At 70.1% G+C, this 24,496-nt stretch carries 17 protein-coding genes; 11 read left to right on the top strand and 6 right to left on the bottom strand.

Annotation, left to right across the window (positions count from 1 at the left end; translation table 11 throughout):
- Positions 1–160: 160 nt before the first annotated feature.
- The 6 genes from MFF58_RS08090 (at position 161) to MFF58_RS08065 (ending at position 7,931) form a co-directional block, all read left to right on the top strand.
- Positions 161–250, top strand: coding sequence for a K(+)-transporting ATPase subunit F (locus MFF58_RS08090; RefSeq protein ID WP_020091582.1), 90 nt, complete (start codon positions 161–163; stop codon positions 248–250).
- 23 nt (positions 251–273) lie between these two features.
- Entirely contained in the window at positions 274–1,989 is a 1,716-nt protein-coding gene (gene kdpA, locus MFF58_RS08085) for a potassium-transporting ATPase subunit KdpA (RefSeq protein WP_238286515.1), read from the top strand.
- Position 1,990: 1 nt separating this feature from the next.
- Positions 1,991–2,188, top strand: coding sequence for a hypothetical protein (locus MFF58_RS08080; protein WP_238286514.1), 198 nt, complete (start codon positions 1,991–1,993; stop codon positions 2,186–2,188).
- A 56-nt stretch (positions 2,189–2,244) separates the two neighbouring features.
- A complete protein-coding gene (kdpB, locus tag MFF58_RS08075) occupies positions 2,245–4,335 on the top strand; it encodes a potassium-transporting ATPase subunit KdpB (RefSeq protein WP_238286513.1) in 2,091 nt (696 codons plus the stop codon).
- Between the two features lie 17 nt (positions 4,336–4,352).
- On the top strand, positions 4,353–4,958 hold the full coding sequence (locus MFF58_RS08070) for a K(+)-transporting ATPase subunit C (RefSeq protein WP_238286512.1): 606 nt from the start codon (positions 4,353–4,355) through the stop codon (positions 4,956–4,958).
- 255 nt (positions 4,959–5,213) lie between these two features.
- Complete coding sequence (locus MFF58_RS08065; RefSeq protein WP_238286511.1) at positions 5,214–7,931, top strand: ATP-binding protein; 2,718 nt, start codon at positions 5,214–5,216, stop codon at positions 7,929–7,931.
- Positions 7,932–7,973: 42 nt separating this feature from the next.
- Here the strand turns inward: MFF58_RS08065 and MFF58_RS08060 are convergent, their stop codons facing one another.
- The 3 genes from MFF58_RS08060 to MFF58_RS08050 are packed head-to-tail and all read right to left on the bottom strand — an operon-like array spanning position 7,974 to position 12,939.
- On the bottom strand, positions 7,974–9,290 hold the full coding sequence (locus MFF58_RS08060) for an NCS2 family permease (protein WP_238286510.1): 1,317 nt from the start codon (positions 9,288–9,290) through the stop codon (positions 7,974–7,976).
- Between the two features lie 29 nt (positions 9,291–9,319).
- Entirely contained in the window at positions 9,320–12,067 is a 2,748-nt protein-coding gene (locus tag MFF58_RS08055) for a molybdopterin-dependent oxidoreductase (protein WP_238286509.1), read from the bottom strand.
- On the bottom strand, positions 12,064–12,939 hold the full coding sequence (locus tag MFF58_RS08050) for an FAD binding domain-containing protein (protein WP_238286508.1): 876 nt from the start codon (positions 12,937–12,939) through the stop codon (positions 12,064–12,066). Before MFF58_RS08050 ends, MFF58_RS08055 begins: the two co-directional genes overlap by 4 nt.
- A gap of 156 nt (positions 12,940–13,095) precedes the next feature.
- Between MFF58_RS08050 and pucL the strand changes: the two genes are divergently transcribed.
- Positions 13,096–13,938, top strand: coding sequence for a factor-independent urate hydroxylase (gene pucL, locus MFF58_RS08045; RefSeq protein ID WP_238286506.1), 843 nt, complete (start codon positions 13,096–13,098; stop codon positions 13,936–13,938).
- 351 nt (positions 13,939–14,289) lie between these two features.
- Positions 14,290–15,774 (top strand): methyl-accepting chemotaxis protein, encoded by a 1,485-nt coding sequence (locus MFF58_RS08040; protein ID WP_238286504.1) that lies wholly within the window; start codon positions 14,290–14,292, stop codon positions 15,772–15,774.
- A gap of 14 nt (positions 15,775–15,788) precedes the next feature.
- Here the strand turns inward: MFF58_RS08040 and MFF58_RS08035 are convergent, their stop codons facing one another.
- Positions 15,789–16,508 carry a sensor histidine kinase gene (locus MFF58_RS08035; RefSeq protein ID WP_238286502.1) on the bottom strand — a complete coding sequence of 240 codons (720 nt, stop codon included), beginning with the start codon at positions 16,506–16,508 and terminating at the stop codon, positions 15,789–15,791.
- A gap of 509 nt (positions 16,509–17,017) precedes the next feature.
- Between MFF58_RS08035 and MFF58_RS08030 the strand changes: the two genes are divergently transcribed.
- From MFF58_RS08030 to MFF58_RS08020, 3 genes are all read left to right on the top strand, one after another.
- Positions 17,018–18,178 (top strand): tetratricopeptide repeat-containing glycosyltransferase, encoded by a 1,161-nt coding sequence (locus tag MFF58_RS08030; RefSeq protein WP_238286500.1) that lies wholly within the window; start codon positions 17,018–17,020, stop codon positions 18,176–18,178.
- Positions 18,179–18,901: 723 nt separating this feature from the next.
- Entirely contained in the window at positions 18,902–20,569 is a 1,668-nt protein-coding gene (locus tag MFF58_RS08025) for a methyl-accepting chemotaxis protein (RefSeq protein ID WP_238286499.1), read from the top strand.
- A gap of 146 nt (positions 20,570–20,715) precedes the next feature.
- Positions 20,716–21,552, top strand: coding sequence for a substrate-binding domain-containing protein (locus tag MFF58_RS08020; protein ID WP_238286498.1), 837 nt, complete (start codon positions 20,716–20,718; stop codon positions 21,550–21,552).
- Positions 21,553–21,802: 250 nt separating this feature from the next.
- On the opposite strand, the gene MFF58_RS08015 is transcribed toward MFF58_RS08020, so the two are convergent.
- Together MFF58_RS08015 and gmd are read right to left on the bottom strand one after the other, a co-directional pair.
- A complete protein-coding gene (locus MFF58_RS08015; RefSeq protein WP_238286497.1) occupies positions 21,803–23,284 on the bottom strand; it encodes an aldehyde dehydrogenase in 1,482 nt (493 codons plus the stop codon).
- A 68-nt stretch (positions 23,285–23,352) separates the two neighbouring features.
- Positions 23,353–24,336, bottom strand: a complete 984-nt coding sequence (gene gmd, locus MFF58_RS08010) for a GDP-mannose 4,6-dehydratase (protein ID WP_238286496.1) — start codon at positions 24,334–24,336, stop codon at positions 23,353–23,355.
- Between the last annotated feature and the right edge of the window lie 160 nt (positions 24,337–24,496).

The following is a 24,496-nucleotide window of genomic DNA, read 5'->3' as shown; positions in this document are numbered from 1 at the left end:
CTTCCGGCCGGCCAAGACCGCCGCCGGACCTCCGCGGCCGGTCCGCCGAACCGGACCGGATCACCATGCTCGACATCGTCTTTCTCGCGGGGGGGCTCGCCGCCTTCGCGGCTTCCGCCGGCTACGCCGCCCTGTGCGAGCGGCTCTGAGCGAGGCCGCCGTGACCCTGGACCTCGCCCTCGGCGCGTGCGTGACCGCCGGCCTCCTCGTCTACCTCACCTACGCCCTCGTCCGCCCCGAGCGGTTCTGAGCGGCTGAGCACGGACCTCCCCCATGAATCTCGACGGCTGGATCCAGATCGCGCTCTACGGCGCGGTCGTTCTGGCGCTCGTGAAGCCCCTCGGGTCGTACATGACCCGCGTCTTCACCGGTGAGCGCACCCTCCTCTCGCCCGTGCTCGGCCCCGTCGAGCGCGGGCTCTACCGGGCTGCGGGGCTCGATGCCCGCCAGGAGCAGCACTGGCTGGCCTACACCGGCGCGGTGATCCTGTTCCACCTGCTGGGCTTCGCGGTGCTCTACGCGATCCTGCGCCTGCAGGCGGTCCTGCCGCTCAACCCGGCCGATCAGGGCGCGGTGGCGCCGGACCTCGCGTTCAACACGTCGACCAGCTTCATCACCAACACCAACTGGCAATCCTACGGGGGCGAGACCACGCTCTCGTACCTGTCCCAGATGCTGGGGCTGACGCACCAGAACTTCCTGTCGGCGGCGACCGGCATCGCGGTGGCGGTCGCGCTGATCCGCGGCTTCGCCCGCGCCTCCTCGGGCACGATCGGCTCGTTCTGGGTCGATGTCACCCGCGCGACCCTCTACGTGCTCCTGCCGATCTGCGTGCCCTACACCCTGTTCCTCGTCTGGCAGGGCATGCCGCAGACGCTCGGCGCCTACGCCGACGCCACGACGCTGGAGGGGGCCCACCAGACCATCGCGCTGGGGCCGGTGGCGAGCCAGGTGGCGATCAAGATGCTCGGCACCAACGGCGGCGGCTTCTTCAACGCCAACGCCGCGCACCCGTTCGAGAATCCCACCGCCCTATCGAACTTCGTCCAGATGGTGTCGATCTTCGCGATCGGCGCCGCGCTCACCAACGTCTTCGGCCGCATGGTCGGCGACGAGCGCCAGGGCTGGGCGATCCTCGGCGCCATGGGGATCCTGTTCCTGGCGGGCGTCGCCGTCACCTACTGGGCCGAGGCCCACGGCAGCTCGGTGCTTAACGGCTTCGGGCTGACCGGCGGCAACATGGAAGGCAAGGAGACCCGCTTCGGCATCGCGGCCTCGGCGCTGTTCGCGGTGATCACCACGGCGGCCTCCTGCGGCGCCGTCAACGCCATGCACGACTCGTTCACGGCGCTCGGCGGCCTGATCCCGCTGCTCAACATGCAGCTCGGCGAGATCATCATCGGTGGCGTCGGCGCCGGCCTGTACGGCATGCTGATCTTCGTGATCGTGGCGATCTTCGTGGCGGGCCTGATGGTCGGCCGCACCCCCGAATATCTCGGCAAGAAGATCGAGGCGAAGGAGGTGAAGATGGCCATGCTCGGCATCCTCTGCCTGCCGCTGATGATGCTGGGCTTCACGGCGCTCGCCACCGTGCTGCCGGCGGGTCTCGCCGGCCCGGCCAATGCCGGCCCGCACGGCTTCACCGAGATCCTCTACGCCTACACGTCGGCGGCGGCCAACAACGGATCGGCCTTCGGCGGTCTGTCGGCCAACACGCTGTTCTACAACAGCACCCTGGCCATCGGCATGCTGGTCGGGCGGTTCTTCGTGAAGATCCCGGTCCTGGCGATCGCGGGTTCGCTCGCGGCCAAGAAGACGGTTCCGGCCTCCGCGGGCACGTTCCCGACCCATGGCGGCCTGTTCGTCGGGCTCCTCGTCGGCGTGATCCTGATCATCGGCGGCCTGACCTTCTTCCCGTCACTGGCGCTGGGCCCCGTGGTCGAGCACCTCGCGGGCGCGGCCGGCCAGACCTTCGCGACGGGGGGCTGAGATGCCCCGCGCCCTCCCCGCCCGGCGTCTGCCGCGCCACCACCTCGCGCTGCGCCGGCAACCACGGCGGCGCGACCGCGCCGCGTCCCAGCCGGTGCGGACCTCCGACCTCGTTCTGGCGCTCCTCGGCGTGGTGCTGCTCGGCGGCTTCGCCCTGCTGGCCGCCTACGCGCTGACGGCCGGCAGGCTGGCCTCCTGATCCCGACAGTGCCCGGCGCGCGGCGCCGAGTTCCCCATCCCTTCCGGACATCCCCCATGTCGCGTCAGACATCATCCCTGTTCAGCGCCGCCCTGATCGGGCCGGCCCTCCTCGGCTCCGTCAGGAAGCTCGATCCCCGCGCCATGATCCGCAACCCGGTCATGTTCGTGGTCGAGGTCGTGGCGGCGCTGACCACGGTCCTGTTCGCCCGCGACCTCGTCGCCGGCGGCAGCGACCTCGCATTCTCCGGCCAGATCATCCTCTGGCTCTGGTTCACCCTGATCTTCGCCAACTTCGCCGAGGCGCTCGCCGAGGGCCGCGGCAAGGCCCAGGCCGACAGCCTGCGGCGCACCCGCACCGAGATGACGGCCAAGCGCCTCAAGGGCCCCGGCGCGACCTACGAGACGGTGCCCGGCACCGCCCTGAAGGTCGGCGACGTCGTCCTCGTGGAGGCCGGCGACCTGATCCCCTCCGACGGCGAGGTGATCGCGGGCGTGGCCTCCGTGAACGAGGCCGCCATCACGGGCGAGTCCGCCCCGGTGATCCGCGAATCCGGCGGCGACCGCTCGGCCGTCACGGGCGGAACGCAGGTCCTCTCCGACACCATCAAGGTCCGCATCACCGCTGCCGCCGGCTCGACCTTCGTGGACCGCATGATCGCCCTGGTCGAGGGCGCCGCGCGCCAGAAGACGCCGAACGAGATCGCCCTGAACATCCTGCTCGCCGGGCTGACCATCGTGTTCGTCTTCGCGGTGGCCTCGATCCCGAGCTTCGCGAGCTACGCCGGCGGTGCGATCCCGGTGATCGTGCTGGTGGCCCTGTTCGTCACGCTGATCCCGACGACCATCGGCGCGCTGCTGTCGGCGATCGGCATCGCCGGCATGGACCGCTTGGTGCGCTTCAACGTCCTCGCCATGTCGGGCCGGGCTGTCGAGGCGGCGGGCGACGTCGACACGCTGCTCCTCGACAAGACCGGCACCATCACCCTGGGCAACCGGCAGGCCACCGAGTTCCGCCCGGTCTCCGGCGTCACCGAGCAGGAACTGGCCGACGCGGCGCAACTCGCCTCCCTGGCGGACGAGACGCCGGAAGGCCGCTCGATCGTGGTGCTCGCCAAGGAGAAGTACGGCATCCGCGCCCGCGACATGGCCGCGCTCAACGCCAGCTTCGTGCCGTTCACCGCACAGTCGCGCATGTCCGGCGTCGATCTGGAGACCGCGTCGATCCGCAAGGGCGCGGTCGACGCGGTGATCGCCTCCCTGTCCGGGGCGCCCATGGCGAGCCGGGGCTCGAACGCCGCTCTGGCCTTCCGGCCGGACCCGGAGACGGCCGCCGCCACGGAAACCCGCGCCATCGCGGAGGCGATCGCCAGGGCCGGCGGCACCCCGCTCGCGGTCGCCCGCGACGGGCGGCTGCTCGGGATCGTCTACCTGAAGGACATCGTGAAGGGCGGCATCCGCGAGCGCTTCGCGGAGCTGCGCCAGATGGGCATCCGCACGGTGATGATCACCGGCGACAACCCGATGACCGCGGCCGCCATCGCGGCCGAGGCCGGGGTGGACGACTTCCTCGCCCAGGCCACCCCCGAGGACAAGCTCGCGCTGATCCGGAAGGAACAGGCGCAGGGCAAGCTCGTCGCCATGTGCGGCGACGGTACCAACGACGCGCCCGCGCTCGCCCAGGCCGATGTCGGCGTCGCCATGAACACCGGCACGGTGGCGGCCCGCGAGGCCGGCAACATGGTCGACCTCGACAGCGACCCGACCAAGCTCATCGAGATCGTCGGCATCGGCAAGCAGCTGCTGATGACCCGCGGCGCGCTGACGACATTCTCCATCGCCAACGACGTGGCCAAGTACTTCGCCATCATCCCGGCGATGTTCCTGGGGCTCTATCCGCAGCTCCAGGCGCTCAACGTCATGCACTTGGCCTCGCCGCAGAGCGCGATCCTGTCGGCGATCATCTTCAACGCGCTGATCATCGTGGCGCTGATCCCGCTGGCCCTGCGCGGCGTGACCTATCGCGCCGTCGGCGCCGCCGCGCTGCTGCGGCGCAACCTCCTGATCTACGGCCTCGGCGGCGTCCTCGTGCCCTTCGTCGCCATCAAGGCCATCGACCTCGCCGTCACCGCCCTCCATCTCGCGTAAGGTCCCGGAGACCGCCCATGCCGAACCAGCTTCGCCCCGCTCTGGTGCTGCTCACCGCGCTGACGGTGATCACCGGCCTCGCCTACCCCCTCGCCATGACGGGCCTCGCCGGGGCCCTCTTCCCCGCCAAGGCCGCCGGTAGCCTGATCGAGCGCGACGGCAGGGTCGTCGGATCCAGCCTGATCGGTCAGAGCTTCACGGGTGCCGGCTACTTCCACGGAAGGCCCTCGGCCACCACGGCCCCGGACCCCGCCGATGCCTCCAAGACGGTGCCGGCGCCCTACAACGCCGCCAACTCGTCGGGCTCGAACCTCGGGCCCACCAGCGCGGCGCTGGCCGAGCGGGTCAGGGGCGACCTCGAGGCGCTGAAGGCCGAGAACGCGAAGACCCCGGTGCCCGTGAACCTCGTGACCACCAGCGGATCCGGCCTCGACCCGGACATCTCGCCCGAGGCGGCCTATTTCCAGGTTCCCCGCGTCGCCGGGGACCGCCACGTCCCGGAGGACCGCCTGCGCGATTTCGTGACGTCCCGCATCGCGGGCCGCACGTTCGGCATCCTCGGCGAGCCGCGCGTCAACGTGTTGGCGCTGAACCTCGCGCTGGACGAGCTCGCCCGCCGCTGAAGGCGAGCGGGGTCCGGTCCGCTCCCGCGTGGGATCGCGATCCTGTCGCCCGGTCCCGGTGCGGCGGAATCGTGAGATGTGGACACCGCTTACCCGCGACCGCATCCTGTGACGCCGCGCCGGTCGCGCCGACGGAGGCGTTCCGGGATCGCGCGGCGGCCGGAGGCCTCCGTCGAGGGCTCCGTTCGCCGTCGGCCCCACAGGATGCGGTCGCCGGGGGCGTGACGGAGCCGAACAGGCGCGCCGTGGAGAATCATGCCCGAGACCGGACGCGACCCGAACCGCCCCTCCCCCGAAGCGCTCCTCGAGGCGGCGCGTCGGGAGGAGCGGACCCGCGGCCGGCTCAAGGTCTTCCTCGGCGCGGCGCCCGGTGTCGGCAAGACCTACGAGATGCTCACCATCGGTCGCGCCCGGCTGAAGGCCGGAATCGACGTGGTGGTCGGCGTCGTCGAGACCCATGCCCGGGCCGAGACCGAGGCTCTGCTCGACGGGTTGGAGACGGTAGCCCGCCGCCCGGTGGCGTATCACGGCACCGTCCTCGACGAGATGGATCTCGACGCGTTGCTGGCCCGGCGCCCGGCCCTGGCCCTCGTCGACGAACTCGCCCACACCAACGCGCCGGGCTCACGCCACCCGAAGCGCTACCAGGATGTCGAGGAGCTGCTCGACGCCGGCATCGACGTCCTGACGACGCTGAACATCCAGCACGTCGAGAGCCTCAACGACGTGGTCGCGTCGATCACCCGTATCCGGGTTCGCGAGACGGTCCCGGACGGCGTGCTCGACCGGGCCGACGACATCGAGGTGGTGGATCTCAACCCCGACGACCTGATCCAGCGCCTCAAGGACGGAAAGGTCTACGTTCCGACCAACGCCGAGCGCGCGTTGAAGCACTACTTCTCGCGCGGCAACCTCACGGCCCTGCGCGAACTGGCGCTTCGGCGCACGGCCGATCGCGTCGATGACGAGCTGCTCGGCCACATGCGGGCCAACGCCATCCCGGGGCCCTGGGCGGCGGGCGAGCGGGTGCTGGTCTGCGTGAACGAGGATCCGCGCTCCGCCGGCCTCGTCCGCTACACCAAGCGGCTCGCCGACCGCCTGCACGCGCCCTGGACGGCGCTCTCCATCGAGGGCGCGCGCACGATGTCCCTGCGCGAGGCGCAGCGCGATCGGATCGCCGAGGCCCTGCGCCTGGCCGACCGGCTCGGGGGCGATGCCGTCACCCTCCCGGGTGGCCGCCGGATCGCGGACGACGCCCTGGCCTATGCCCGTTCGGCCAACGTGAACCACATCGTGGTGGGCAAGGCGAACCGGTCGCGGCTGTTCGAACTGCTGCACGGCTCGGTGGTCCACGACCTGCTGCGCGACAGCGGCAACATCAGTGTGCACGTGGTTCCGGGGGAAGCGGCGCCCGCCGACAGGCAGACGCGCCGCGCGATCACGATGGCCGCACCGCGCCGCGGCTTCAGCCTCGGTCCCTATGCCGGGGCGCTCGCCGCGATCGCGGCCGGCCTGGCGAGCGCCATCCTGGCCCAGCCCTACGCGGGCGTCGAGAACGCCGACCTGTTCCTGCTCACCGCGGTCGTGTCGGTCGCGGTGCGCTGGGGGCTCGGCCCGGCCCTCGCCAGCGTGGTGGCGGCTTCGCTCGCCTACAACTTCTTCTTCCTGCCGCCGGTCTACACCCTCACGATCGCCGACCCGACCAACGTCGCCGCGTTCCTGCTGTTCACGCTCGTGGCGGTGCTGGTCTCGAATCTGGCCGCCCGCGCCCGCCGGGTCGCCGTGGTCAGCCAGGGCCGAGCCCGGGCCACCGAGCGCCTGTTCGGCTTCTCCCGGAAGCTCGCCGCCTGCGGTACCCTCGACGACGTGCTCTGGGCCACGAGCGCCCAGGTCGCCGCGATGCTGAAGGTCCGCGTCGTCCTCCTCCTCCCCGACGGCAAGGCCGTGACGGTCATGGCCGGCTATCCGCCCGAGGACAGGCTCGACGAGGCCGACGTGGCGGCGGCACAATGGGCCTTCGACAACGAGCGTCCGGCCGGCCGCTGCGCCGACACGCTGCCGGGCGCCAAGCGCCTGTTCCTGCCGATGCGCACCGGCCGGGGCACGATCGGGGTGATCGGCCTCGACGCCGACGGCGCTGGTCCGATCCTGACGCCGGAGGGCCGGCGCCTGCTCGATGCGCTCGCCGACATGGGCGCGCTCGCCATCGAGCGCGTGCGCCTCGTCGAGGATCTCGACCGGGCCGAGCGGGCCGCCGAGACCGACCGGCTGCGCCAGGCGCTGCTCACCTCGATCAGCCATGACCTGCGCACGCCGCTCGCCTCCGTGCTGGGCGCGGCCAGCACCCTGCGCGACCTCGACGCGGCCCTCGCGCCCGACGCGAAGGCGGAGCTGCTCGGGACCGTCATCGGCGAGGCGGAGCGCCTCAACCGCTTCATCGCCAACCTGCTGGACATGACCCGCCTGGAGGCCGGCGCGGTGGCGCCGAACCTGTCCGCCCAGGACGTCGCCGAGACGATCGATACAGCCCTGCGCCGGACCGACAAGATCCTGGCCGGGCATGCGGTGGCGGTCGAGGTCGCGCCGGACCTGCCGCCCCTCGCCCTCGATCCGGTCCTGTTCGAGCAGGTCCTGGTCAACCTGCTCGACAACGCCGCCAAATACGCGCCGGCGGGCTCGACCGTGACCCTACGGGCCGCGCGCGAGGGCGAGTCCGTGACAATCCGGGTGCTGGACGAGGGCGACGGCCTGTCCGGGGCGGATGCCGAGCGGATCTTCGACAAGTTCTACCGCGTCCAGAAGGGCGACCGGGTCCGGGCCGGCACGGGGCTGGGGCTCGCCATCGCACGCGGCTTCGTCGAGGCGATGGGCGGGACCGTCACAGCCGGCAACCGCCCCGATCGCCGCGGGGCCGGCTTCACCGTCACCCTGCCGGTTCCGGCTCGCGGCGCCGCCGAGGGCATCGCCGCCTGACGCTCGCCTTCCGCTCGGGGCCGGCGCGGCCGGGCCGGTGGCTCAATGCGCCCCGCCCGTCTCCACGAGCTTGAACAGGAACACGGCCGCGATCACCCAGACCACCGGCTTCACCTCACGGGCCCGCCCGGCCAGCAGCTTCAGCACCGCGTAGGTGATGAAGCCGAACGAGACGCCGGTGGCGATCGAGTAGGTGAACGGCATGAACAGCGCCGTGACGCAGGCGGGGATCGCCTCGGTGCGGTCATCCCAGTCGAGCGCCACCAGCTCCCGGATCATCAGGCAGGCCACGTAGAACAGGGCCGGCGCCGTGGCGTAGGGCGGCACCGCCGCGGCCAGCGGGGCGAGGAACAGGCAGGCGAGGAACAGCAGCGCCACGGTGGCGGCGGTCAGGCCGGTGCGGCCGCCCTCCTCCACGCCGGAGGCGCTCTCGAGGTAGGCTGTCGCGCTCGATGTGCCGAGCAGCGAGCCCGCGAAGACCGAGACCGAATCGGCCATCAGCGCCCGGTCGAGCCGGCGCATCCGGCCCTCGGTCAGCAGCCCGGCGCGGCTCGCCACCGCCATCAGCGTGCCGGTAGCGTCGAACAGCTCGACCAGGAACAGCACGAGGATCACGTTGAGCAGGCCTGCCGACAGGGCGGCCGGCACGTCGAGGGCGAACAGGGTCGGGGCGATCGAGGGCGGCAGGGCGACGATCCCCTGGAAGGCGTTGTCCGTCATCCCGAAGCTCAGCGCCGTGACGGTGAGGATACTGGCGAGCAGGGCCGCCCGCACCTTCCGGGCGGACAGGACGGCGACCATCAGGAAGCCGATCACCGCCCGCACCGCCTCGGGCTTGTGCAGGTCGCCCAGGGTGACGAGGGTCGCCGGGCTCGCCACGACGAGACCGGCGTTCTTGAGGGCGATGATCGCCAGGAACAGGCCGATCCCCACGGTCATCGCGACGCGCATCGAACGCGGGATCCCGTCGACGATGAGCGCGCGCAGGCCCGTCAGGGTGACGATCAGGAAGCACAGGCCGGAGATGAACACCGCTCCGAGGGCGGCCTGCCACGTGAAGCCCAGCCCCTGGACCACCACGTAGGTGAAGTAGGCGTTGAGCCCCATGCCGGGGGCCAGGGCGATCGGGTAGTTGGCGCTGAGCGCCATGATCAGCGAGCCCAGGGCCGACACGAGGCAGGTCGCCACGAAGACCGCCCCCCGGGGCATGCCGGCCTCCGCCAGGATGCTCGGGTTGATGAAGACGATGTAGGCCATCGTCAGGAAGGTCGTCAGCCCGGCCAGCACCTCCGTACGGACGGTCGTGCCGTGCTCCGCCAGCCGGAACCTGCGCTCCAGGAGGCCGCGCAGGCCGGACATCCGCGCCGGGTCCGCGGGCCGCGCCTCCGTCACAGCGTTTCCGCCAGGCCGCCCGCCAAGCTGCCGGCCACGGCCCGGTAGATCCGGTCGGCCGCGAACGGCGTCGCCGTGAGCCGGGCGCCGGTGGCGTCGCGGATGGCGTTGCCGAGCGCCGCCGCGACCGGGTTGAACGGCGATTCGCTCATGGATTTGGCGCCGAGCGGCCCCACGCTGTCATACGTGTCGGCGAACAGGACCTCGGTCTCCGGAACGTCGGCGCAGGTCGGGATGTGATAGTCGCGGAACGTCTGGGTGACGACCCGGCCGCCGTCGTCCAGCGTGAGATCCTCGTAGAGCGCGGCGCCGATCGCCTGTGCCACGCCGCCCTCGACCTGGCCGCGGCACTGCATCGGGTTGATCACGCGCCCGGCATCGGCGGCGTGGATGCTCCGGAGGATGCGGACCTCGCCGCTCACCGGGTGGACGGCCACCCGGAAGGCCTGGACGTTGAACGCCACCGAGCGCGGGCTGCCGTCGGCCCGGCCGCTCGCCTCCAGCGGGCCGATCGCCGCGAGCGGAACCGCTGCCACCGGCGTCTCGACCGCCGCGCCGGCCAGCCGACACGCCGTCGGCGCCGCGCCGGTGAGCTCCGAGGCGCGGCCGCGGATCCGATTCAGCAGGGCCTCGGCGGCGCGCAGGGTCGCGAGGCCCGCCACCACGATGCCGGTGCTGCCGTAGGCGCCCGTATCGTGGCCGACCGCGTCGGTGTCGGCGCCCACGATGCGCACGCGCTCCGGCGCGATGCCGAGCGCCGAGCCGGCGATCTGCCGGTGCACGGTGCTGGTGCCGTTGCCGAATTCGGCCGTGCCCACCCGGATGGTGACACTGCCGTCGACGGCGAGGCTCGCCCGCGCCTCGGCGTGATGCCCGCGAGGCGGGATCGTGTCGATCATCGCCATCGCCATGCCGGAGCCCGCGCACCAGCCGGGCTCCGGCTCCGGTCCGGGATCGGCCTTGAGCGCGTCCTCCACCAGGGACAGGCACTGATCGAGCCCGTAGCTGCCGTACTGGACGTCGTGCGGGGCGAGGCTGTGCGCGACCAGCGGGTCGCCGGGCTTCACGGCGTTGATCCGGCGCAGGGTGAAGGGATCGATCCCGAGGGCGCGGGCGACCTCGTCGAGGGCGGATTCCAGCGCGAAGATCGTCTGGCTCAGGCCGTAGCCCCGGAAGGCGCCCGCCGGCAGCGTGTTGGTGTAGACCGCGCGGCCCGTGACCCGCTTGTTCGGGCAGGCATAGGCGGCCAGAACCTCGTTGCAGCCGTGATGGAGCACGCCGCCCGCGTGGTTGGCGTAGGCGCCCGTGTCGGCCAGCACGTCGAGGCTGAGCGCCGTCAGGGTGCCGTCCCGGCGTGCGCCGACCTTGACGCCGACGCGCATCGGGTGGCGCGTCGGCGTCGCGATGAACTGCTCCTGCCGGGTCAGCTCCCAGCGCACGGGACGGCCGGTGCGCAGGACCGCCAGGGCGACGAGATCCTCGGTGAGCATCTCCTGCTTGCCGCCGAAGCCGCCGCCGACGCGACCGCAGACGACGCGCACGGAATCCCGCTCCAGGTCGAACAGCGCGCACAGGGCGTCCCGGGTCAGGAAGGGCACTTGGCTGCTCGTGCGCAGGGTCAGCCGCCCGTCCGGATCGCGCCAGCCGACGCAGCCGTGCGTCTCCAGGGCGGCGTGCTGCAGGCGCTGCGACTGGAAGGTCTGCGCGTAGACGAAGTCGGCCCGCGCGAAGCCAACATCCACGGCGCCGACCTCGCCCCGGACCTCGGCGGCGAGGTTCGGGTGGCCTGCGCCGGCCTGCGGATCCCCCTCCGGGCGGTCGGCGGGATCGTGGACGCGGGGCGCGTCGGGCAGAAGCGCCCGGGCCGGATCCAGGAGCGCGGGACGCAGGTCGTAGCGCACGCGGAGCGCCCGGCAGCCGGCCTCGGCGGCGGCCTCGGTCTCCGCGACCACCGCGGCGACCCTCTGGCCGACGAACCGCAGGATCGGGTCGAGGACGAGGGTGTCGGCGGCGTCGTCGCGGGGGTCCTGATGGCGGGCGGTGGAGAACCGGCGCTGCGGCGCGTCCGCGTGCGTGAGCACCGCCACGATTCCCGGGATCGCGAGCGCCGCCGACGCGTCGATCGCCGTGACCCGGGCATGGGCGTGGGGCGATCGCAGCACCTTGAGGTGCAGCGCCGCGTCGGCCGCGCTATCGAAGGTGAACCGGGCTTGCCCGCGCACCACGGCGGGCGCCGCCGGTGCCGGCAGGTTCTGTCCCACAGGGTCACCCGCTCCGCACCATTGATCTGCCTGCGCGATCCCCGCGACGGCATCCCGGACGGCGCGATAGCCGGTGCAGCGACACAGGTTGCCCTTGAGGGCGGTGCCGAGATCCTGCCTCTGTCCCTGGTCGAGGCAGGCAACCGTCATGATCATGCCGGCCGTGCAGAAGCCGCACTGGAAGCCCTGCGCCGCCAGGAAGGCGGCCTGCACCGGGTGGAGCGCCGGGGCCTCGGCATCCCCGGGTCGGCACGGTCCTGCGAGCCCCTCGATGGTGGTGACGCTGCGTCCCTCGGCGCGGAAGACCGGGATCAGGCAGCTCTGCACCGGTTCGCCGTCGAGATGGACCGTGCAGGCGCCGCAATCGCCTGCATCGCAGCCCCTCTTGACGCCGAACCAGCCGGCCTCGCGCAGGAACGTGCGCAGGCACTGCCCGGGCCGAGCCGCGCCGTCATGGACGTGCCCGTTGACGGTAAGCCTCACGGGCCGGCTCCCTCGGCCGGTGCGGCGCCGAGCGCCGCGTGGATCTCGTCGGCCGGTGCGTCGCCGAGCGCGGCGCGGATCTCGTCGGCGAGGTGCCGGGTGACGTGACGGCGCCAGTCCGGCCGACCGTGCACGTCGTCGTGATAGAGCGCCTCCGGGATCGCGTCGTCGATGGCCCGCGCCAGGGCCGCGGGCCCGGGCAGCCCCTCGAAAGTGAGGCGCAACGGCCGCCGCACCGAGGCCGTGACGGTGAGCGCGAAGGCGCCGTCCGCATCGCGGGTCCCGATCAGCAGCGCTCCCGATCGCCCGTTCGCGCTGAGGCTGGTGCGGCGGAACGCCGTGCGGCGCGCGAGGGCCACCGCCGGGATCCGCACGTCCCGGAGAATCTCGCCCGGTTGCAGGATCGTGTGCCGCGGACCGAGGACGAACTCCGTCGTGGCGAGGCCCCGCTCGCCCCCGCCCGGGGACCAGATCGTGCAGGTCGCCTCCAGGGCGGTGGCGAGCGCGATCATCGGCCCGGCCGGGAGGGCCAGGCACAGGTTGCCGCCCACGGTGGCGGTGTTCCAGATCTTGAAGGAGCCGAGCAGGGCCCGGCAGCACTGCCCTATGAGCGGGGCGGCGATCCAGGCCGGGGGCAGCGCCAGCCGGTCGAGCTGCGCGATCGTGCAGGTCGCCGCGAGGGTCAGGCCGTCCGCGGTGATGGTGTGCGGCGGCCAGCCGAGGCTCGCGAGGTCGAGGAGACGCCGCGTCGCGGGTTGCGGCTCGGAGAACAGCCACGTACCGCCGCCCAGGCACGCATCGCCGTCCCGCCACGCCGGCAGCTCGCCCCGGCTGCGCGGCTGAAGGATGGCTTCGATGGTGTTCAGGTCCATGCTCTCTCCTGAACCGGAATCACGCGTCCGAGCCGGGCAGTATGCGGACCGGCCGACGGCCGCGGTCAAGTCGCACGCCAACCGGTCTTGGAGCCGCCGCCACCCAGGCCCTAAGCTCTTGCATCGTCCGTGCCGCGGTTTGCCGAGGAGATCCCCATGCCCCTGATCGCGTCCCGCTACGGCAAGGAACGGGTTCGGGTGCTGCGCCTCGCCCGCGACGGCGACCACCATGTTCCGCGCGAGCTGACGCTCTCCGTGATGTTGACCGGCGACTTCGACGCAGCCTGGACCGCGGGCGACAATCGCGCCTGCATCGCCACCGACAGCGTGAAGAACATCGTCAACGTCACCGCGGCCCGCCACCTCGCCGCCGATGCCGAGGGCTTCGTCACCGCCGTGGCGCAGGTGCTGCTCGATACCTATCCGCAAGTGGAGGCGGTCTCGATCGAGGCCGAGGAGACCCGGTGGAAGCGGCACCTCGTCGACGGCGTGCCGCACGGACACACCTTCACGCGCGACGGCAACGGCTTCGGCTTCGTCGGGCTGGGGGCGAGCCGGGCGGGCTCGTCCCTGCATTCGGGGCTGCGCGGTTTCACCTTCATGAAGACGACGCAGTCCGGCTGGTCCGGCTTCGTCGATGACGGATACCGCACCCTGCCCGACACGGAGGATCGCATCGCCGCGACCAGCATGGACGCGACCTGGACGTGGTCGGGCACCCCGCCGGACTACGCCGCGGCGAATGCCCGGATCCTGGCGACCATGCTGACGGTATTCGGCACCACGTACAGTCGAGGTGTGCAGGACAGCATGTACCGGATGGGCGAAGCAGTGCTCGCCGAGGTCGCGGATCTCGCGGCCATCACCTTCGTCATGCCCAACAAGCACTACCTCCCCGTCGACCTCAAGCCGTTCGGGCTCGCGAATGCGGGCGCCGTCTTCCTGCCGACCGATGAACCCTACGGTCGGATCGAGGCGACGGTCAGTCGCAGCCGCTGAAAATGTCGCAGCCCGTCTTCCGACGGACCGTCGGATGCGTCCAAACTTGGATATGCAACCACAGGTGGGCGATATTTAACAACATGCGCTAAGGTCTTGCAATCTCCAGATGCGTTGAAACGGGGCGCTACACAACCGTTGGCGCAAGTTTACGTGGGCGCCCAAGATCAGATCGGGCGTCTTAACTGTTGTTCAAGGCACCATCTGATAGATCCGATGTGAAACGGGTCGGGTCAGCTGCGTGGCGGTCTGCATCAATCCAGTCGCTACTGAAATTTACATCGCAGATCTGATCGGTTCGAAAAAGCGCGCGCTCTATCGCGTAGAACGCTCAAATACTTGGAGGAAGCCATGTTCGCGCGCTTGAGGAGCCGCCGAGACCAGCATGCCAAGCTGGCCGCGCTGAGTCGATCGCTCGCCACGATCGAGTTCGCGCTGGACGGCACCATCCTGGATGCCAACCAGAACTTCCTCGGGGCGATGGGCTACACGCTGGAGGAGATAAGAGGCCGCCATCACGGTCTGTTCGTCGAGCCGGGCCACCGGGAGAGCGAGGCCTATCGACAGTTCTGGGAGCGGCTGCGGCGCGGCGAGTTCCAGACCGCCGAGTACAAGCGCATCGCCAAGGGCGGCCGGGAAGTCTGGATCCAGGCGAGCTACAACCCGGTGCTCGACGCGACCGGGGCGCCGGTCAAGATCGTGAAGTTCGCCACCGACATCACGGCGCACAAGTTGCGCTCCCTGGATCTCGAAGGGCAGATCTCCGCGCTGCACCGCTCCCAGGCGGTCATCGCCTTCGGCCTGGACGGAACCGTGCTGAGTGCCAACCAGAACTTCCTCGACGCGGTCGGGTACCGCCTCGACGAGATCGTCGGTCGCCACCACGGCATCTTCGTCAGCGAAGCGGATCGTGCCAGCGAGGCTTACCGCGCCTTCTGGGCTGCGCTGGCCCGCGGCGAATACCAGTCCGGCGCGTACAAGCGCCTCGCCAAGGGCGGCCGGGAGGTCTGGATCCAGGCGACCTACAACCCGATCACCGATGCCGACGGCCGGCCCGTCCGGGTCGTGAAGTTCGCCACCGACATCACCGTGCAGGTCAACGAGCGACAGCGCCGGGCGGAGACCCAGCGGGCGATCGGCCATGACCTCGATGCCATCGGTCACGCCGTCGCGGATGTCACGCGGCAGACGGGCGAGGCGGCGGCCACGGTCGGTCGGGTCTCCGACGACATTCGGTCCGTGGCATCCGGCGCGGAGCAGCTGTCCGTCTCGGTGGACGAGATCAGCCAGCAGGTGAGCCACGCCGCGGGGATTGCCGGTCAGGCGGTCGATCAGGCGCAGCGCACCGGACGCATCGTCGCCGGCCTCAGCGAGCAGGCCACGCAGATCGGCGACGTGGTCGGGCTGATCTCCGGCATCGCCGCGCAGACCAACCTGCTGGCCCTGAACGCCACGATCGAGGCGGCCCGCGCGGGCGAGGCGGGGCGCGGCTTCGCGGTGGTCGCCAGCGAGGTCAAGACCCTGGCCGAGCAGACCGGCCGGGCGACCGACCAGATCCGCGGGCAGATCGCGTCGACCCAGTCGGCGACCCGCGAAGCGGTCGACGCCATCGGCATCATCCAGGGCACGATCAGCACGCTGAGCCAAGTGTCCTCCACCATCGCGGCGGCGGTGGAGGAGCAGTCGGCGGTGACGCGGGAGATGTCCGGCAGCATGCGGGCCGCGTCGCAGGGCGTTTCGGCGATCTCGTCCGGTATGGACACCATCGCCCAGGCGAGCGAACGGGTCGACCATGCCACCCGGCAGGTGCGCGAGGCCTCGCACGCCCTCGCCTGAGCGGGTCTGAAGTCTCAGTCCGCCTCGCCGTTCTCCTCGGCGCCGGTCTCGTCGACGACGCGTCCCACCCGGGAAACGAGGGGAAACGTCACGGTGCAGCGCAACCCGTCGGGCTCGAAGGCGAGGGCGACGCGGGCGCCGAGCTCGTAGTTCAGCATGTCGTTCAGGACCTGCATGCCGAAGCCCTGCCGCGTCGGCGGGGCGATGCCGGAGCCGCCCGTCTCGTTCCAGACGAGGCTCAGGACGCCCGGGCCCTTCGGGTCGTCGCCCTCCACCACCCACGCCACATCGACCTCGCCCCCGGCGCGGCCGAAGACTCCGTGCTCGACGGCGTTGCTCGAGAGTTCGTGGATCGCGAGCGCCAGCAGTTGCGCGGCCTTCGGCCGGAGCTTCACCGATGGCCCGGACAGCGCCGCCTGTTCTCCCTCGCGGATGAGGTGAATCATCAGCTCGTCCGAGATCAACGTGTGCAGGTTGACGTCGCCGAACGTGTCGGTGGCGACCCGGACCCGCGCGATGGCGTCGAGCCGTCCTTCGAGGTGGGTCGCGTAGCCCTCGACGCTCTCCGCCGTCTCGGCTGAGAGGCGCAGAACCGCCCGCAGCATCGCCATTGTGTCGCGCAGGCCGTGGCGCAGTCCGTCGGGTGTGCCCGTCGTATCCAGGAGGCGGCGCAGGCGCGCATTATCGGCCTCCAGCCGCGCGAGGCGAGCCGCCATGTCGTCAGCCTCTGCCATGCAGGCCTACTCCGCGGGAAACGCTCTAACGGTGGGCGGCTCAGAGGATACTGGCGACGCCCGGGAAAGCATCACGCCTCGACGAATGGGGGTCAACTGTGCCGACGGGCGGGCCCGTGCGCCGACCGTCTGCTCGGCGCGGCGTTGCCGGCGTCACGGTTCTCCCGGAGCTGCGGTCTCGCGGCGGTCTGACGCAGCGCGCGGGGCTGATCCGCGGGCTCGAAACAGCCGGCCGGCGGCCTTCATAGCCGGCGAGAACCACGGGACGAAGCTGACTCTCCGGTAGGATTAAAAAAATTGTTTCATCCCTAGGTTTTGACAAAGCTCGGTCATGAATTTTGATTTAAAGAAAATTGCGCTAATATTGTATGGTATTTATCAATATATATGTGTCTGTATATGCTGACCGCGTCATGGGAGACGTTTGCGATCAGTTTGATCGGAAGATAAAATCCGGTCCATAAGCCCAGGGTTGTGACCATATCTGGGTTTTTTGGAACTGTCGGACGATGAATGTTTCAGACCAAAAGATTTGCCTCTCGATGATCGTCAAGAATGAGGCGCACGTTATCCGTCGGTGTCTCGACTCGGTCCGGCCGATCATTGATCATTGGGTGATCGTCGACACCGGATCGTCGGACGGGACGCAGGACGTGATCCGGGCCGCCATGGACGGCTTGCCCGGCCGCCTCGTGGAGCGCCCCTGGGTCGATTTCGCCTTCAACCGAAGCGAGGCGCTGACGCTGGCGCGGCCGCACGGTCACTATTCACTGATCATCGACGCCGACGACGAGCTCGTCATCCCGGCAGGCTTCACGATGCCGAGGCTCGATGCGCCGGGCTACGTCTTCACGATCCTGGATAGTTTCACCCGTTACACGCGGATTCAGTTGGTCGATAACGCCTATCCCTGGCGCTACCGCGGCGTGCTGCACGAGTTCCTCGCCTGCGAAGGGGCGTCCGGGACGGCAACCCTCCCCCTCGCGATGCGGCGCGGCGAGGACGGCGCGCGGCACCGCGACAGATCCACGTACGACAGCGACGTCGCGGTTCTCGAGAAGGCCCTCGCCACCGAGAAGGATCCGGCTCTGATCTCCCGGTACACGTTCTACCTCGCCCAGAGCTACCGGGATCGTGGTGATCGGCGGAAGGCGCTTGAACTGTACATGAAGCGCGCCGAACTCGGGTTCTGGCATGAGGAGGTCTACATCAGTCTCCTGAGCTCCGCCTATATCATGGAGGGCTTCGACGAGCCTGAGGGCGCGACCCTCGCCGTCTATGACCGGGCGATCGCGATCTGTCCGGAGCGCGCGGAGGCCCGCCACGGCGCCAGCCGGTATTGCAGGGAACGTCGCAACTACGTGAAGGGTCTGCATTACGCGGAGGCCGGCTTGCGTCTGCGCATGCCGGCCGACGCGCTGTTCCTCCAGCCGTGGATCTACGCTTACGGTCTGCAGGACGAGTATGCCGTCAACGCGTACTGCACGGGCCAGTATCGGGCGGCCCTGCAGACCTGCCTCGATATCCTCAAGCACCCGGACGTCCCGGCCGAGCATCGTGCGCGGATCGCGAGATTGTCCCAGGAGGCCTTGGACAAGATGTTGGATCCCGTCTGGGGCTTCTCGAAGACATCGTATCGTTCTGAATTCATGCCGCTGTGGCAGTTCTGACCCACGTGCAGCCGGCCCGTGCCGCGTCGCGACTTGCCGTTCCCCGGCCCTCGCCGGCCCGTTGCCGCCGATATCTCGCACGGGGGACGGTACGGGAGATCGGATGCGGCGGAAGGTGAGTCCGCGTGGCGTCGCCCGCGACAGGCCGCTGCGCGGTCCCCGGCGTGACGCTGACGTCGGCAGCGCCGTCCCGGGGGGATCGCCGCGGGACTCGTCACCGTCGAATCGTTTGTCCGTTCGTGGATGGCACGGGCTGGCTTGATGTGGCTCGGGCGGCGGTCGCGGCCGCTCTGAGGCTGCTCCGTCCCAGGGTTCGATGGCGCGTCGCGCCGGCCGCGGACAGTCGCACCCCATGCCGAGGCACTGGAAGGCCGGAAGCCACGTGCGGGCGGCGCGCCGTCAGCCCAACTTCGTCACCCGGTCGTCGCGCCGGCGTCGGGGTCTGGCGATGCCGTGGGCGGCCGATCACTCGGTCTCTCCTCGCGGGAACGATCGAATCGGGCTCGATCGAAGCGAATCGTACATGCTGATCCCGAAAACTATTTTGGGTCCGCAGATAGTATATGTGCGGATTGGATGTGACGTAGCTGATCCAAATGTATCATTAGTCGAACAAAATTTGCGCTCCTGGGGTCGGTCATTTAGATAAGACGTTCCGCTGCGTCGGTACCTGGCTGAATGTCTCTCGAGAAAATCAAATCTGCTCGGACGTCTATCTCCAGTTTGCGCGTCATCATCATCGGCACGACCCTCCTTCTGTTCGGCCTCTCTGCCGGGACCGGAGCCTTCTCGATCGCGCGTATCGGCACGATCAATGCCGTCGGCCGGGCGCTGGCCGGCGAGGTCAAGGCGTTGACGATCCTCGGGACGATGAAGCAGCTGAGCCAGGAGCTGCGCGCCCTCGATCTGCTGGCCCACAACGCCCCGTCCGAGGCGACGCGTCGGGGTTATCGTGAGCAGGCCGCCCGGGCGGCGAAGGCCTTCGCGGCGGCCTGGAGCGCCTATGCGCCGACGGTCGCCGGTGCGGACGAGCAGCGGCTCGCCCACGAGCTGAGGGAGTCGTGGCAGCACTTCATGGCGGTGGAGGCCGAGGCCGCCGCCCTCGACCGGGCCGGGGAGCGCGACTTGGCCGAGACGGTCTTCACCGCCGCGCTGCAGGATGACGCCGCGACCTTCACGCGGGCCGTGGATGCCGTGCTCGTTTTCCGGCAGGCCCGGACATCCGAACGGACGGCCGAAGCCGATGCCGTGGGCGCCAACGCATGCTGGGCGGTCATCGTGGCCGCTTCCGTCGCCGGCTCGATGACGCTGGGGGTGGTCTGGTTCGTTCTTCGCCGGGTCGCGGCACCCATCGGCACGATGACCCGCGTGATGGAACGGCTGGCCGAGAACGACCTCACCGTCGCAATCCCGCACGCGGAGCGAACCGACGAACTCGGCGCTATGGCGGGGGCCGTGCGGGTGTTCAAGGACAACATGCTGCGCGCGCGGTCGCTGGAGGTGGAGGCGGTGCAGGCCCGCATGGCGGCCGAGCAAGAGCGTCAGGCCGCTTTGCGTGCGATGGCGGAGGGCTTCGAGACCGCGGTCGGTGGAATCGTCGGTACGGTGACGTCGGCGGCGGTGGAACTGCGCGGAACGGCTGACGTGATGAGTCAGTTTGCCGGAGAAACCGCGAGCCGGTCGACGGACGTTGCGGCCGCGGCTGAACAGGCCCGATCCCACGTTCGCATGATCGCCGCCGCCGCCGAAGAATTCGGCAGCTCCGTCGGTGAAGTGGGACGTCAGGCCGAGATGACGGCCGCGATGGCCATGGCCGCCGCCGCGGAATCCGGACAGACCACGGCGCTGGTCCTGGCGCTGAGCGGTGCGGCGGACCGGATCGGCGACGTGGTGCGCATCATCGCCAAGATCGCAGCCCAGACCAACCTGCTCGCCCTCAACGCGGCGATCGAGGCCGCCCGCGCCGGCGAGGCGGGCCGCGGGTTTGCCGTCGTCGCCGCCGAGGTGAAGGCGCTGGCCGCCCAGACCAAGCAGGCGACGGACGACATCGCCGGGCACGTGGCCGTGATCCAGGGCTCCACCACCCAGGCCGTCGGCGCCATCGCGGGGATCACCACGCGGGTCGAGGACATGAGCCGGGCCGCAGCCTCGATCGCCGCGGCGGTCGAGGAACAGGGTGCGGCCACCCGGGAGATCGTCCACAGCATCGCGCAGGCCGCCCATGGCGCCGGCGAAATCAGCGCGCATATCGCGGGCGTTGCCGGCACCGCCGATCGGGCGGATGCGACCGCGCACGGGGTCCTCGCGGCGGCGAGCGCCCTGTCCCACGACGCGGAGCGGCTGAGCGCTGAACTGGACCGCTTCCTCGAGCATGTCAGGGCCGCCGGATGAGGGCGATGGCGATCAACCACGGGGCGGCAGCCGGCAGGGACCTCTCACACCCCCCACGTGCCCTCACCCGGATCGTTCGCATCGCCGCGGCGGTCGTGCTCCTCGTCGTTTCGGCGCCCGCCTGCGCCACCACGATCGGCGTCACCATGAGCCCGCCGGTGGCCTTCATGCGGCTTCTGCGGGACAGCATCGCCGAGCACGCGGCGTCCCGCGGCCTCACCGTGGACTTCGCCCATGCGGCGGACGGCGCCGGTGAGCGGCAGATCGCCCAGGTCCGGCAGTTCATCGCCGCGAAGGTCGATGCCCTGCTGGTCGTACCGGTCGACGCCGCGGCCGGCACGACCATCACGCGCCTCGCCCAGGAGGCCGATATCCCCTTGATCTATATGAACAACGGTCCGCGGGAGGACTGGGTCGCCGGTCGCGTCGCCTTGGTCCTGCCGAACGATCTCGTGGCCGGGCGTCTGCAGATGCGCAAGCTCGCCCAGATGCTGAACGGAACGGGACGTGTCGCGATCCTGTCGGGCCACCCGGCCCATGCCGGCGCGGCGTTGCGCACGCGTGGCGTCAAGGAGGTGATCGCGGAGTTCCCCGGACTCCGGCTCGTTGCGGAGCGCGCGGCCGATTGGGATCGCGCGAAGGCGCGGATCTGCGTCGCGGACTGGCTCACCCGAAACATCGCCATCGATGCGATCGCCGCCAACAACGACGAAATGGCCCTCGGCGCCGCCGAAGCGCTGGAGGCCGCCGGCATTCCCACCGGCCGCATTCTGATCGGCGGAGTGGATGCCACTGCCGACGGCATCGCCGCCATGCAGCGCAAGCGCCTTGCCGTGACGATCTATCAGGACGCGGCCATGCAGGCGCGACGGGCGATCGAAGATGCCCTGGCGTCGATCTGGCGCGAGCCTGTGCAGCAATACGATTGGGTGCCCTTCGAGCTGGTGACCGATCGCATGTCGACGACGCACTTCGCCAGATGAGGCCTCGGAGGGCCGCGTTCCGGAACGCTGCCGGCGAAGCCGAGACGTGGACAGGCCGGGAGCAGGACGTGTCCGCGCACCCGGCTCTACCCCGTTAGGATATGCCGCAGCACCTTGAAGGCGCCCCTGCGCCTTCTCGCGCGGGCAGCTCCCCATTGGGGGCGGGCGTGACGTCCGACCCGCTCGACGAAGCGGACGAGTGGGCTGAAGCTGCGGCGGCGGCCGTTCCCTGCCCCGTCCGCGACGCGGCTCACCGCATCACGAACGGATTGTCCGGCGCGTCGCGGCTGGTCGAGATCCAGACGCTCTTGGTCTCCAGGTATTCCCGGATCGCCTCGATGCCGCTCTCGCGGCCGATGCCCGAGCGCTTCATGCCGCCGAACGGCATCATGTAGCTCACCGCCCGGTAGGTGTTCACCCAGACCGTGCCGGCCCGCAGCCCCTTCGACATGCGCATCGCCCGGCCGATATCCTGGGTCCAGACGCCGGCGGCGAGCCCGTAGATCACGTCGTTGCCGACCCTGAGCGCCTCGGCCTCGTCCTCGAAGCCGATGATCGACAGGACCGGGCCGAATACCTCTTCCTGGGCGATGCGCATGTCGTTGGTGACGCCGGTGAAGATCGTCGGCTCGACGAACTGGCCGCCGAGCACGCCGGGACCGGAGGCGGGATTGCCGCCGAAGACGCAGCGCGCGCCCTCGCTCTTGGCAAGCGCGATGTAGTCGAGCACCTTGGTGTACTGGGGCGGCGTCGTGATCGGCCCGATATTGGTTTCGGCCTGCATCGGGTCGCCGAGCTTGGCGGTGCGGGCGAGCTCGACCAAGCGGTCGGTGAATTCCTGTCGGATGCTGTTCTGCACCAACAGGCGCGAGCCGGCGATGCAGGTCTGCCCGGTGGCCGCGAAGATGCCCGAGATCGCGCCCGCCGCAGCGGCTTTCAGGTCGGCATCAGCGAAGACGATGTTGGGCGACTTGCCGCCGAGCTCCAGGGACACCCGCTTGATCTGCCGCGCGGCTGCCTCGTAGACCTTCGCGCCGGTCACGTCCGAGCCCGTGAAGGTGATCTTGGCGACGTCCGGGTGCTCGACGATCGCCGTGCCGGCCTCGCCGCCGAAGCCGGTGACGACGTTGAACATCCCGTCCGGAAGCCCGGCCTCCTTCGTCAGCGCGGCGAATTCCAGCGTGCTGGCAGAGGCAAATTCCGAGGGCTTCACCACGACCGTACAACCGGCGGCGAGCGCGGGGGCGCATTTCCAGGCCACGAACAGCAGCGGCGAGTTCCAGGCGGTGAGCGCCCCGACGACGCCCACCGGCTCGTGCCGGGTGAACGCGAAGGTCTCGGGTTTGTCGATCGGCACCTGCGCGCCCTCGACCTTGTCGGCGAGGCCCGCGTAGTACCACCACCATTCCGGCTGGTAGCGGGTCTGGCCGTACATCTCCGCGAAGAGCTTGCCGTTGTCGCGCACTTCGACTTCGGCGAGGGCCTTCGCGTCGCGCTCGATGAGATCGCCGATTCGGCGCAGCACCTTGCCGCGGGCCGAGGCCGTCATGGTCGCCCAGGGTCCGTCCCACATGGCGCGCTTGGCGGCAGCCACGGCCCGGTCGACATCGGCCCGGGAGGCGCGGGGGATGCGGGCCCAGGGCTCGCCCCGATAGGGATCGATCGACTCGAACCACGAGCCCTCGACCGGATCGACGTGCCGGCCGTCGATGTAGAGCTGATAGGTCTTCACGGCGCGCATCTCCGAGGCTGGACGCGCGCCATATGGACCGGGAGGCGGGCCTCGGCGAGCCCGGCCGGTCAGGCGTTGGCGCTGAGGCGCTTGATGTCGGCGTCGACCATCTCGGTGATCAGCGCCTCCAGGCTCGTCTGGGCCTCCCAGCCGAAGGTCGCCTTGGCCTTGCCGGGATTGCCCAGCAGCACCTCGACTTCCGCCGGCCGGAACAAGGCCGGGTCGATCACGAGGTGATCGTCGATATTCAGGCCGACATGCTTGAACGCGATCGCGCACATGTCGCGCACGGTCGTGGTCCGCCCGGTGGCGATGACGTAGTCGTCCGGCCGGTCCTGCTGCAGCATCAGCCACATCGCCTGCACGTAGTCGCGGGCGTGGCCCCAGTCGCGCTTGGCGTCGATGTTGCCGAGCCGCAACTCCTTCTGCTTGCCCAGCTTGATCCGCGCCACCGCGTCCGTGACCTTGCGGGTCACGAACTCCACGCCCCGCAGCGGGCTCTCGTGGTTGAACAGGATGCCGTTCGAGGCGTGCAGCCCGAAGCTCTCGCGGTAGTTGATCGTCATCCAGTGGGCGTAGAGCTTGGCCACACCGTAGGGCGAACGCGGGTAGAACGGCGTGGACTCGCTCTGGCGCTCCTCCTGGATCAGCCCGAACATCTCCGAGGTCGAGGCCTGGTAGTAGCGCGCGTGCGGCGCGGTCGAGCGCAGGCACTCCAGCATGTGCACGGCGCCGAGACCCGTCACCTGCCCGGTGAGCAGCGGCTGCTGCCAGGAGGACGTCACGAACGATTGGGCGGCGAGGTTGTAGATCTCGTCGGGTTTGGCGGCCTGGACGATGCGCAGCAGCGCAGACTGGTCGAGCAGGTTGCCGTCGACCAGCTCGACATCGTCCAGGATGCCGAGCCACTTCAACCGATGGTCGAATACGCCGGCATGGCTGGAGCGGCGCACGATGCCGGTGACCGCGTAGCCCTTCTCCAGCAGCAGCTGCGCAAGATACGCGCCGTCCTGGCCCGTCACCCCGGTGATCAGCGCTCGCTTGGCCGTCATGTACCCGTCCTGTCCCGACAACGTCCGGCTGCTACGACCGCGACGGCATCCGCGTCAAGGCGAGGTGTCTACGGCAATACTCGCTGAAGTCGTGCGCCGCCGGAGCCGGGTGGATGTTCGAAGGCGTGACGCGGACACATCGCGGGGTCAGATCTCGCAA

Origin of the sequence: Methylobacterium longum, from assembly GCF_022179385.1 — a bacterium.
GTDB lineage: Bacteria > Pseudomonadota > Alphaproteobacteria > Rhizobiales > Beijerinckiaceae > Methylobacterium > Methylobacterium longum.
Note: the sequence above shows the minus strand (reverse complement) of the source record. Positions and strands in the feature narration are given on the sequence as shown.

Bases quoted from the DNA above. Each gene is read 5' to 3' on its own strand.
- kdpA (WP_238286515.1), top strand. From the start codon at position 274: ATGAATCTCGACGGCTGGATCCAGATCGCGCTCTACGGCGCGGTCGTT.
- MFF58_RS08080 (WP_238286514.1), top strand. From the start codon at position 1,991: ATGCCCCGCGCCCTCCCCGCCCGGCGTCTGCCGCGCCACCACCTCGCG.
- kdpB (WP_238286513.1), top strand. From the start codon at position 2,245: ATGTCGCGTCAGACATCATCCCTGTTCAGCGCCGCCCTGATCGGGCCG.
- MFF58_RS08070 (WP_238286512.1), top strand. From the start codon at position 4,353: ATGCCGAACCAGCTTCGCCCCGCTCTGGTGCTGCTCACCGCGCTGACG.
- MFF58_RS08065 (WP_238286511.1), top strand. From the start codon at position 5,214: ATGCCCGAGACCGGACGCGACCCGAACCGCCCCTCCCCCGAAGCGCTC.
- MFF58_RS08060 (WP_238286510.1), bottom strand. From the start codon at position 9,290: ATGTCCGGCCTGCGCGGCCTCCTGGAGCGCAGGTTCCGGCTGGCGGAG.
- MFF58_RS08050 (WP_238286508.1), bottom strand. From the start codon at position 12,939: ATGGACCTGAACACCATCGAAGCCATCCTTCAGCCGCGCAGCCGGGGC.
- pucL (WP_238286506.1), top strand. From the start codon at position 13,096: ATGCCCCTGATCGCGTCCCGCTACGGCAAGGAACGGGTTCGGGTGCTG.
- MFF58_RS08040 (WP_238286504.1), top strand. From the start codon at position 14,290: ATGTTCGCGCGCTTGAGGAGCCGCCGAGACCAGCATGCCAAGCTGGCC.
- MFF58_RS08035 (WP_238286502.1), bottom strand. From the start codon at position 16,508: ATGGCAGAGGCTGACGACATGGCGGCTCGCCTCGCGCGGCTGGAGGCC.
- MFF58_RS08030 (WP_238286500.1), top strand. From the start codon at position 17,018: ATGAATGTTTCAGACCAAAAGATTTGCCTCTCGATGATCGTCAAGAAT.
- MFF58_RS08020 (WP_238286498.1), top strand. From the start codon at position 20,716: ATGAGCCCGCCGGTGGCCTTCATGCGGCTTCTGCGGGACAGCATCGCC.
- gmd (WP_238286496.1), bottom strand. From the start codon at position 24,336: ATGACGGCCAAGCGAGCGCTGATCACCGGGGTGACGGGCCAGGACGGC.